The organism is Pseudoalteromonas sp. PS5 (assembly GCF_004103255.1).
Lineage (GTDB): Bacteria > Pseudomonadota > Gammaproteobacteria > Enterobacterales > Alteromonadaceae > Pseudoalteromonas > Pseudoalteromonas peptidolytica.
Map to the genome: position 1 here is coordinate 20,319 of NZ_RCSQ01000140.1, position 9,808 is coordinate 30,126.

The following is a 9,808-nucleotide window of genomic DNA, read 5'->3' on the forward strand; positions in this document are numbered from 1 at the left end:
TAATTAAATGGGATGGTTAACTATTGTTCATCAATATCAAAGCGGCCAACTAATTGCTCTAGATCTTTAGCAAGTGCCACCAATTGGTCAGCTCCGGCATTAAGTGCAGCCGCACCGTCACCAACTTGCCTTACCGAAACATCTAAAGAGCCAATCAACCGTTTGGTTTGACCAGCATTTTGACCTTGCTGTGTTGCTTGTGCTGCAATATTTGATACCGAAGACTTAATGCGTGATACGGCTGCTGTAATGTCTGAAAATGCTTGTTGAGCGCTTTGCGATTGCGTAATTGTGGTTTCTGATTCGCTCACACTCACCGTCATCTGGTTAGATACATTTCTAGTTTGCGCGATAAGATTAGTCAGCACTTGCTCAATCTCTTGCGTGGCATCATGAGAACGTTGTGCCAGTGTCCTCACTTCATCTGCAACCACAGCAAACCCTCGACCTTGCTCTCCTGCTCGAGCCGCCTCGATGGCTGCATTTAACGCAAGTAGGTTGGTTTGTTCTGCAATCGAGCGGATCACACCAAGTATATTGGTAATGTCTTGGCTTTCACTCTCAAGTTGATTCATCGCACTTGCAGACTCAGCTAGTGACTGATTGAGTCTTGCCACCTGTGACACGGTTAATTCGATGGTTTTGTTGCCGTGTTGGGCATGCTCGTCAGCGCTAACCACATCTTCAAGTGTCTGGGTGCAATGTTCAGTCACTTCTATTGCAAGCTGCTCCACGGTTTCAGTTGTTGTTGCAGCATTGGCAGAGTCATCCGCTTGAGCATGGCATTGTCTACGAATATCGTTAATACTTTTTTGGGAGTCTAGTGCTGCGCTGTTGAGTGTCGCGGCATTATGCTGAATGTCTTTCACTAACAGGTTAATCGAATCGAGAAATTTGTTGAACCAGGTTGCAAGTTCACCAATTTCATCGTTGCTGATCACCTTTAAACGTTTCGATAAGTTTCCTTCTCCTTGGGCAATTTCTCTCAAACCCAAAGAAACCATTTCTATCGGTTGGACAATTTTATTTGCCAGTGTGATAGCGGTAATGACAAAAATAATCACCATTAACATCGCAATTACCGCAATACTAATAGTCATATCATATGCAGCAGCTAAAATTTCATCTTCATCAATAACTGCAATAAACTGCCAGCCAAGGTTTGATGAACGATAAATTTTAGCAACGTAGGTTTTATTATCGGTTTCAATGGTAAGGTAGGCTTCGTTTTTCACATCTCGAATTGCGTTATAAAGTGGGCTGTTGAGATCTTTGCTGTGTTTAAAGTTGTTGTCTTTGTTTTTTGGGTCAGCCAGTACAATACCGTTACCGTCGAGTAAAAGTAGATAGCCAGATTCCCCCAAGCGAATGTTACTAACAATATCAGTGAGAGTGGAGAGCGTCACGTCTAGCGATTGTGTACCTATCATTCTACTATCACGCTTAATCGCCGTCGCGACTGAGACCATAGCTTGCCCTGTAACACCTTGATAAGGCTCTGTGAGGATAACGCTATTGGGGTTTGCTGCGGCTTTTTTGTACCAAGGGCGTTTAGTTGGATCATAGTTGCCCAGAGGCTCAGCTGGGTATTGGATAAAGCCACCAGAACTCGTACCTAAATAGACAAACAGTAACTCTTCATGGGTTTGTCCGAATGCGCGATAAAGCTCATAAATTTGCGCTTCATTCTGACCATTTTGCAACGGAGTCATTGGTTTCTCTGCACCAAAGTAAGTGGTGGTATTATCACTAACATTTTGTACAGCCTCGGCCTGTGCTAAAAACCGGGCGCTCTTTTTCATTTGCTCAAAAAATAATACAAATGACCGTTCCGCTTGCCGAATTTCATTGCCGGATGCGTCTAAAAACTTTTCAAGAGAATCTTTCTTGGTTTGCGAAATACTCACAATCGAAATTGCCAAAATAGGAATAATAACGGTGAGTACAAAGCTAATTATCAGTTTTTTGCGCATCTTCATCGCAGAGACCCCATTAATTGGACTATGTTGTCAGGTGCCATATCACGGCACTGTATTTAGGGAAGGAAGTACTTTGGAGCTGGCGACACTATGATTTGCCGTCTTTTGCTTCACTACCTGCTCAATTTGAGAAGGTAAGTTGGGCGCTATTTTTGTTAAAAACCTCTTGTTTAGAGCTACTACGAGCGTACCTACATGGCAACGCATTTTACCCAAACTCACTCTCTTAATTGAACGAAGTGCTATGTCTTAGGCTTCACTACAGTCGGTTGCAGGTAGTGGGCATCCGACCGTGTGAGGCATAATTTTATCTTCCTCTATAAATAGGTTTAGCATTGGATCTCGTGTTTTTTAAGTAATTTATAAAAATCAGAGCGATTTCGTTGTGCAAGTTTTGCCGCTTCTGAGACATTCCCCTCACAAAGCGCGAGTACTTTTTGAATGTAGTCATATTCAAATTGACGTTTAGCTTCGTTCAACCCAGTAAAAGCATTTTGCGCACAATCTTTTGGTAAGGCTTTTTGTACAATATCTTCGGTTATCACTTTACCTGGAGTGATGGCGACACAGTGCTCTACAATATTATGGAGCTGGCGAATGTTGCCCGGCCAATGGTAATTCAACAAGTGCGTAATACTTTGTTGGTTAAATTGCTTTTCGCCATCGCTAAGAGCACTTAAGAAACGTGATGCAAGTAGTGGAATATCTTCCAATCGCTCTCTTAGGCTTGGGATTTCAACAGACACCACGTTTAAGCGGTAGTATAAATCTTCACGAAATTGCTTTTCCGCAACCGCAGTTTGGATGTTTTTGTGACTTGCCGAAACAAATCTAACATTCACTTTATACTCACTTTGTCCACCTACGGGCCGTACTGTTCGCTCTTGTAATACACGTAGTAATTTTACTTGTAAATCAAGCGGCATATCACCAATTTCGTCGAGAAATAAGGTGCCGCCATCGGCGGCTTGTACTAGACCTTCTTTGTCGCTCACAGCACCAGTAAATGCTCCTTTTTTATGGCCAAATAACTCTGACTCTAAAAGGTGGGCAGGCATTGCACCACAGTTTATCGCGATAAAAGGCCCTTGAGATTGATTACTTGCCAGATGGATCGCTTTTGCAGTCACCTCTTTACCGGTGCCGCTCTCGCCTTGGATCAGGATGTTTGCGTTGCTACTAGCAAGCGCTTGGATTTGCTGTACTAACTGACGCATTGAAGCGCTTTGAAACAACAAGCCATGAAAGTTGTTAGGATCTGAAGTCTGCGCTGTTCTTACTTTTCCAGCAAGCGCCTCATTGATGACATCAAGCATTTGCTGAGAGTCAATGGGTTTGGTTAAAAAGCTGACAAAGCCTTGTTGCATAGCGTCGACAGCATCTGGAATTGAGCCATGAGCGGTCATCATCACAACGGGCATGCCCGTGTAATACTTCTTTATTTGCTCATTAAGTTCAAAACCGTTCATGTGCGCCATCTTTAGGTCTGTGATAACCAAGTCAATGGGCATTTGTTTGAGGATGTTTAATGCTTGCGTACCACGATGCGCTACTTCAACTTCGTATCCATGGCTTTCTAACCGTATCGCCAGCAGCTCTGTCAAAGATGTATCGTCATCTACTAAAAGCAACTTTGCACCCTGTTGTATTTGACTCATAGTACATCCTCCTCAAGTGATGGGGTTTCAGATAGATCGGTTTTCAGACGTTGAGTTTCTATGTCTGCCAACTTTTGTTTCAGCTCAGCAAGCTGCTTCTGTGTTTGTAGCAATTGTGCTTGGTGCTGTTGTGCTTTATTGTCAGCGTAATAATTGCTGATTTTTTGCTCACGAAGGTTTTGAGTATGCCAAGCTAATGATTCAAACCAAATGTTATAATCTTCCGGCCAATAATCTTGTAGTCTTAGCGCTTCAATGGCTTTAAGTTGCTTGGTGGTTGAGTCTGTACCGCAATAGGTGTGAATAAAGCCTTGTAAGTGCTGCGCACCTTTATAGTATTGGTTAAATGTCACGTTATGTTTTTGGGCGCATTGACTGACTAAGGCTTTGATCACCTCAGTTAAAGGCACAAATCTAGCACTAGTTTCTGTTTTCACAGGGCCAATAAACTGCTTTGTTTGCTCGACGTTATGCTCCGTTGTGGCACAACCACCGAGCAAAAATAGCATGATACTTAATGCGATGTATTTCATTTTGGATCCCTTTTTGGAAAGGCGACTTGAATACTGGCGCCAGATTCTACTGATAGCCATTTCACATAGCCTTTTAATTGCTTCACACACTCAGAGACAATGGCTAAACCTAAGCCACTGCCATTATTATTTTTATTTTTCTCACCACGAAAAAATGGCTGGAATAATGAATCGGCTTCATTAATGTCGATGCCATCACCGTCGTCACGGACTATCAACAATACTTCGCCATTTTGCTCTTCAATTGAAATAGTGACATTGCTTTTAGCGTGATCGATGGCATTGCTCACTAGCTGAGTTAACACTAATTTGCAGGGAAGATAAGGCACTTTGAGGTCATCATGGTTTTGCCAGTTCACTATTACATCAGTCTTTCCTAGCTTATCGCTAAGATGCGTTGAGACTTCTTTTTGGATAAGATTCATTTCGGCGTTGTGATGTAGGCTATCAGGGTGACTGGCCGCGCTATAGCTGAGCAAATCGTCGATCAGCGATCCAAGCTTTGCAACAGAGTTTTCCATTATGGTGAGAATACGTTGCTGCTTTGGATTAACAGCTCCAAGCAATCCACTATTTAATAAGCTGCTTCCCTCGTTTAGTGATGCTAAAGGGGTTTTAAGCTCATGAGTAACATGGCGCAAGAAAGTTTCTTTTTGTTGTTGAATGCGTTTAAGTTCGAGCCTTAACCAATTTAACCTGTCACCCAGTTGCTGTAACTCATGGCTACCAGAAAGTTCTACCGACTTATCAAAATTACCTTTACCCACCTCAGATACCGCAGATTCTACCTGATTAAGCTGCTGACAAATCCGGTTGATCAAAAAGATGCTGATCACGATAAGGGTGGGTAGCAAGATGATGAGGCCAAACATAAACCATGTTTGCAGCTGCACGAAATGGGCTTCTTGATCTGATAAGCGCTTATTCAGTGTTTGCTGAAAGCTTTCCTCGAATTGATTAAGCACTTTAACCAATCGCTGAAACTCTTCAGCTTTTGAGGTGGCATTGATCTCATCCGGAGCAAACTGTCGCCATTTAGCAACAAACAGCGAATCGGGTAGGTTTATTTTTAATAATTGAATACGTTTTTTGGTGTTTTGCCACTTCTGCTCGATGCTGTCTTGCAGTGTTTCACTTTGCAGCAGCTGATTATTTTGCAGTGCTTTTTCAAGCGCACTGATATCTGCTTTTACAAAATTGTATTCAAGAATAAGCTTTTGATTTTTATTATAAATATCCTGCGTTTTTTGTTGGTTTTTGGACAGTGCTTGGGCGTACCACAAAGTCAGTGTGAGTATTGGAAGCACACCAATAAACATGGCAATAAGTGCCTGTTTTTGTAAAGACTGAGAAAAAATTTTTTTCACGATACCAAACCCTTCCAAAAGGTGAACTAATTTTGACCAAGTAGCGCTGTTCGGTTTGTAAAACTTAGTGTGAAAAAGTGGCGTTGTTGCAAAGATGCGACAACCTAATACTCAGAGAAATAAAGACTTTTTATTTTCCATACCTTCAGCTGTCGCCATTTAGCAACAGTTAGCCTTAATCCAACCTTAACCTTTCCAAGCAAACTTCTTTAACTATCTGATAAATGTTGCTTTTTTAATTTTGGCATCAAAGTTGGAATAGTTATCTCGAAAGCGAAAAACGAAACGCAAAAACAAATGCAAAATCAGTTTTAGCTTTAATAGCAAAACGGTTAACACAGAAATTAGTTTTTAATCTTATGAGGTAGACACGATGAAAAATCTAGTAATCGCAGTATCAGCAGCAGTAATGACTTTGGCATCAGTAGGTGCACATGCAAACACTGATTTCGACAAACTAGACATGAATGGTGATGGTTACATCTCTATTGAAGAAGCAAAAGCAGATGAAGACCTTCTTGCTCAATTTAACGAGCTAGACGCAGACCAAGACGGTCAATTAAGCCAAGCAGAATTTGATAACTACGAAGGTTAATTTGCCGAGTTATCACATCACTCTAATCGTTAAGGAGAAGATCATGAAAAATTTACTAGTAGCAGTATCCCTTGCTGGTCTATCAATGGCGTCGGTTAATGCGATGGCCGGTGACGACTTTGCTAAATACGACACCGATGGCAGCGGCACAATTAACATGAGCGAAGCACAAGCACACACGACACTTGCAGAGCAATTTGAAGCACTAGACGCTGATGCAAATGGCGAGCTAAGCGAAACAGAATTCGCAAACTTTAAAGGCTAACTAACAGCTTCCAATTTTATAAAACGAACAGTATTTACATTTTTTGAGGAATAAATCATGAAAAACGTACTAATTGCACTTTCAATCACAGGTTTATCTTTCGCGTCTGTTAATGCAATGGCTGGTGAAGACTTCGCAGCGCTAGATACAGATCAAAGCGGCACAATCAGCATGAGCGAAGCACAAGCACACACGGCACTTGCAGAGCAATTTAAAGCACTAGACGCTGATGCAAATGGCGAGCTAAGCACAACAGAGTTCGCAAACTTTAAAGGCTAATTAGAGCTGGAGCAGTAAACATACCTGCGCAAGGGAATGAGTGAGGAAAAGGAACTGATGTCAGGGAGCAGGGAATAGAGTTCAAAGATTATGATGATTGTTGAGTAACTGACAATATTACTGATTTGCGCAACTAAGCGCCTGTCTTCGGGCTAGTTGAAACAAACTGGTATAAAGGAATACTTACAGCGGGGCATCGCTATCAGAATCTTTGAGCTCCAAATTGAGAGTTTGGATGTCATTAGGGAAATAAACTAAAGGATCAGAGTCGGTAAGAGTAAGGTGTACTAGCTCATATCTGATCTTATAGTTTAAGTGAATAAGTTTAGACTTCATCAGACAGACTTTTATGAGCGATCAAGAGACGCTCACAGTAATCTAGTCCTATTGGCTCAAGTCTACACAGCGGACGTTTCGCTAACTCATTTATGCCCCAAAACAAGCTAGAAACCTTTGCTCAACGGGGTATCATCGGTTCTGACCGAATATTGCTTAGTCAGCATAAATTTAACGATATGGTTTAAAAATGGCTAACGAGCTCTCATTGAGTTAACTCTAAAAGTTAACTGTATTTATATACAGTTTCGCCGTACTTCTCCTATAGTCAAGAAAACGACCCCGAGGGTCGTTTTTATCCTTTTCATCATTATGAAAAATATCTGTATAGCAACAAGTTAGTTATTATGATAAAACTGGTACAATGAGATTAATGACCCATGACTCGGTAGAGAAACGACCCATTGGGTCGATATTAAATTGTTATATTTTTCTCGGAGTACAGCATGCGAATAGAGTCCATTGAAAATTTTGAACAATTATTCAAAGAATATTTTGATATGTTTCTAGAGGAGTACCCTCAGGGAGAGAAGCATTATATGGCTCGATTCGAAGCAGAAAAAATTGGTAGTAAAGTTTCTCAAAGTGTAGCACCTTTGCTGTATGGTAATCACCCTATATTTATTAAAGCCGTTGAATGTCAAACTATTGCAGCTTCGCTAGGTTCTATTATGTTAAACCGTATGAACGTTCTAGGTTTCAATGAGATAGTATCATTTGATAACACTGTTGACTGGTATAACTGGTACAATCGAGAATTAAAAGAGGAACATTCTCAATATAAATATATATCTGCTCATTTCCGAATAAATTCGGAAATCCAGCGGGTGAAATATGCTATTTCAAATAATTGTATCAGTGAGTATCTAGAGACCGTTGGAAATAATTATTTAGTACCTTTCCATGATCATGCTGCCGAAAACGTAGAGCAAGTAAGAGAAGCATCGACAGTAGTCAACCATATAAAAAATGAACACAACTACTATAGCGAAGTAAAGGAAAATGCACCGGATAATATTGCTACAGCTTCAAATTCATTGAACATTGTTTCTCATATATTAAAGTTTTTAACAGGAAAAATATAACAAGCACTTCAACTCGGATTCAAAATTATGTCGCATTTTTTGCAAAGACCCGCAAAAAAGTCGCCATCAATTTTTCACCTTTTAAGTGGGCGTTATGCGTTTAAAGTCAGGGAGCAGATGAGCATCAAATATTTTTTCCTACTATCCACTCTGATAATTTCGAGTTTGGCGCGAGCTAGTGCAGGGCCTGAATTAGAGGAAATTACTCCAGAGAATGCTGAAAAACTTGGTTTTAGTGTTTCAATCACCATTGAAAACGGCACCACCATGCTGTTTTTAGTTGGGCCTAAGACATCTGTCTCTGGGTGCAAGCCTCATACTTCAGGTAGTGCGCTTATCGCAGCAGACGAAACTGAATTATTTGTTCATCAATCTGGTATCGAGGGAGTTGACTTGCCTGTATCTCAAGGCTATTTCACAGATCAGAATACTTCCATGAGCGTTTGGATTGACTATATTTGTGTACCTGATAAATCCCAGAATAACCGAAGGTATGTAATACACTCGGTATCACAGTATATAGTTGATCAAGTCAGTCAAAAATCGCATAACAAGGCAATGAAAGATCGCCGGTAAAAATACACCGGCTGGACGCCCAACACTCCGGTTGCTTTGTGTTGTCGCTGCGCTCCAAATTAACACAAAGCAGCCTACGTATTGGCCGCCCTTTATTGCGGCGTTATAAGCCCTCGGAGGTTCGGTGACAAATAAAATGCTTAGGCAAAAATTAGCATTTGCGAGTTTATCCCCAGTAATGGTGCCGGGATTTATCTTCTATACCTCAGTTCACGGCTATTACGAAAAGGTTTTTGTATTCAGCTTAATATTAATAGCGGGTATTTATCTCTTTAATAAATACTATAAGTTTTTTGTTAAAGTTGATGGTTTTATTAAAAGATTTATTTGGTCATTTGTTCTAGTTAACACATCGATGGTAATTATGACTTTTGCTCCAGAGGCAAAAAATGCTTTTGCGGGAGCTGCATTATTTCTATATACGCCATCGATGATTATTGCCATCAATATGCTAACAGGTAGTAAGGTGGCTCATAAAGTAGCAGTGTATTGCAAAAAGGGCTTATAACAAGGCCATCATGGCAATTGGACGCAAAACGCTTGGCTTGCGCTCATTCTTCGCTAATTTTAGCCAAGCACTTATGCGCCCCATATGGCGGGCGTTAGCTGTACTAGGTGAAATTTGAGCCCCTATTTTGAAATCAGTTTAAAACCCAGCATTGATTACTTTTTGTGGGTGCTACCTGTTTTATTTTTGCTTGTAGCTTTTGTTAAATTGCCAGCGGTTTCTGAACTTGTATTGAGCATGGTTAAAATTTCACGAAATTGGCTTTTAACAATTTTTGGTTTGTTTTTTTTCATTGCACTGTTTGTTACATATTCAGAGTTACGACAAGATATCGATGTTAAAAAACAGATCGATGCAGGTGAATTTTTACTTGTATCAGGCTGTATTCAAAACTATCGCCTAGACGAAGTTAAGGGACATACAGCAACATTTGAAGTGCAAGGGGTCGAGTTTTCTTATAACAACTATACAAGAACACCTTTTTTCTATGAAAAAGAGTTACCAGGTAAAGTTATAAAAAATGGTAATTGCCTAGAAATTAGCTACTTACCAATAGCTAAAGAAAACAAAATCATAAAAATCGTACAGCTAACAAAGTAATTAAACAAAGGACACAAAACAGCAGGC

11 protein-coding genes are annotated in these 9,808 nt (G+C 40.5%); 7 read left to right on the forward strand and 4 right to left on the reverse strand.

What is annotated here, in order from left to right:
• Positions 1 to 20: 20 nt before the first annotated feature.
• The 4 genes from D9603_RS16525 to D9603_RS16540 form a co-directional block, all read right to left on the reverse strand.
• Positions 21 to 1,979 carry a methyl-accepting chemotaxis protein gene (locus D9603_RS16525; protein WP_128732143.1) on the reverse strand — a complete coding sequence of 653 codons (1,959 nt, stop codon included), beginning with the start codon at positions 1,977 to 1,979 and terminating at the stop codon, positions 21 to 23.
• A 329-nt stretch (positions 1,980 to 2,308) separates the two neighbouring features.
• On the reverse strand, positions 2,309 to 3,637 hold the full coding sequence (locus D9603_RS16530) for a sigma-54 dependent transcriptional regulator (protein ID WP_128732144.1): 1,329 nt from the start codon (positions 3,635 to 3,637) through the stop codon (positions 2,309 to 2,311).
• Complete coding sequence (locus tag D9603_RS16535) at positions 3,634 to 4,170, reverse strand: hypothetical protein (protein ID WP_128732145.1); 537 nt, start codon at positions 4,168 to 4,170, stop codon at positions 3,634 to 3,636. The genes D9603_RS16530 and D9603_RS16535 overlap by 4 nt, the downstream gene beginning before the upstream one ends.
• A complete protein-coding gene (locus D9603_RS16540; RefSeq protein WP_128732146.1) occupies positions 4,167 to 5,537 on the reverse strand; it encodes an ATP-binding protein in 1,371 nt (456 codons plus the stop codon). The genes D9603_RS16535 and D9603_RS16540 overlap by 4 nt, the downstream gene beginning before the upstream one ends.
• 373 nt (positions 5,538 to 5,910) lie before the next feature.
• Here D9603_RS16540 and D9603_RS16545 point away from each other — a divergent pair, with 373 nt between their 5' ends.
• From D9603_RS16545 to D9603_RS16580, 7 genes are all read left to right on the forward strand, one after another.
• Positions 5,911 to 6,132: an EF-hand domain-containing protein gene (locus D9603_RS16545; protein WP_128732147.1), complete on the forward strand. Its 222-nt coding sequence runs from the start codon at positions 5,911 to 5,913 to the stop codon at positions 6,130 to 6,132.
• A gap of 43 nt (positions 6,133 to 6,175) precedes the next feature.
• Positions 6,176 to 6,397 (forward strand): EF-hand domain-containing protein, encoded by a 222-nt coding sequence (locus tag D9603_RS16550; protein WP_128732148.1) that lies wholly within the window; start codon positions 6,176 to 6,178, stop codon positions 6,395 to 6,397.
• Between the two features lie 57 nt (positions 6,398 to 6,454).
• Entirely contained in the window at positions 6,455 to 6,676 is a 222-nt protein-coding gene (locus D9603_RS16555) for an EF-hand domain-containing protein (protein WP_128732149.1), read from the forward strand.
• Positions 6,677 to 7,458: 782 nt separating this feature from the next.
• A complete protein-coding gene (locus D9603_RS16565) occupies positions 7,459 to 8,097 on the forward strand; it encodes a hypothetical protein (protein WP_128732150.1) in 639 nt (212 codons plus the stop codon).
• Between the two features lie 117 nt (positions 8,098 to 8,214).
• Positions 8,215 to 8,673 (forward strand): hypothetical protein, encoded by a 459-nt coding sequence (locus tag D9603_RS16570; RefSeq protein ID WP_128732151.1) that lies wholly within the window; start codon positions 8,215 to 8,217, stop codon positions 8,671 to 8,673.
• A 124-nt stretch (positions 8,674 to 8,797) separates the two neighbouring features.
• The gene (locus D9603_RS16575) at positions 8,798 to 9,181 is read left to right on the forward strand and encodes a hypothetical protein (RefSeq protein ID WP_128732152.1); all 384 of its coding nucleotides are present in this window, start codon (positions 8,798 to 8,800) and stop codon (positions 9,179 to 9,181) included.
• 114 nt (positions 9,182 to 9,295) lie between these two features.
• Positions 9,296 to 9,781, forward strand: a complete 486-nt coding sequence (locus D9603_RS16580; RefSeq protein WP_128732153.1) for a hypothetical protein — start codon at positions 9,296 to 9,298, stop codon at positions 9,779 to 9,781.
• Positions 9,782 to 9,808: the final 27 nt, after the last annotated feature.